Here is a 772-nt window from a genome sequence, read left to right as displayed (position 1 = left end):
TTAATGCTATGACGATTGTTTTTTTCAAATGTGTGGTAACGGCCCTGGCTATGGCAAGTGCGGGATTTTGAAACTGAATCTTTGTCCCCCAGACCGAATGCTGTTTAGTTGCAATATCTTCATTTTTAACCAGTCAACCCGCATTTGCTATAGCCGATGTTGTGCGGTCGTTTTTTATTTTTCACATATCAAAGTCAAAGAAATAAGCTTTTCCATTCTCCTTGTCATACCAATAGTATTTGAAATAATGATTTTCGTTTGTCCAACTGTATTTCTGTAAACTCTCGATTCTATCCTTATCCCACCATTCAAAGTCATGTTGCATACCAAATCCATTATCTGAGTTTAGTGAGTCAATTGTCAGCTTATGAACTTCTATTATTTTTTTCGAAGTGGTCGCATTGCAGTTAAAAGCAAACATATAATCTGCGTCAATTCCAATGGCATCATCAAAGCAGTAGATATTCTTAACATCAGGTGTAATTTCAACCTTTAAGAAGTCTTTGAATCTTTTTTTGTTGTTTTCTGTGTCTGGTTTGTCGTGGTCAAATGGTGGGTAAACTTTATCAATTACTTTTTGAGTTTGTTCCCTGAGTTCGTTTTTAGTTTTTTCTTTGACCTTTTCCGCCACTTGCTCTGACTTATTTCTGATTCGGTCGCAGGAAATCATTCCAATTGTCAGAATCAATATTGTCGATATGTGAATTAGTCGTTTCATTTAAATGCCGCACAACGGTTTTGGCTATGGTTTCGTTGCGGAATGGTTCGGCAG

General features: G+C 36.8%; 1 protein-coding gene. It reads right to left on the bottom strand.

Annotated elements, in window-relative coordinates; genetic code table 11:
- Positions 1–181: 181 nt before the first annotated feature.
- Positions 182–631 carry a hypothetical protein gene (locus G3567_RS13240; RefSeq protein WP_205521241.1) on the bottom strand — a complete coding sequence of 150 codons (450 nt, stop codon included), beginning with the start codon at positions 629–631 and terminating at the stop codon, positions 182–184.
- Between the last annotated feature and the right edge of the window lie 141 nt (positions 632–772).

Source organism: Psychroflexus aurantiacus, assembly GCF_010820555.1.
GTDB classification, from domain to species: Bacteria; Bacteroidota; Bacteroidia; order Flavobacteriales; family Flavobacteriaceae; genus Psychroflexus; species Psychroflexus aurantiacus.
This window is presented reverse-complemented; position numbering and strand designations above follow the sequence as displayed.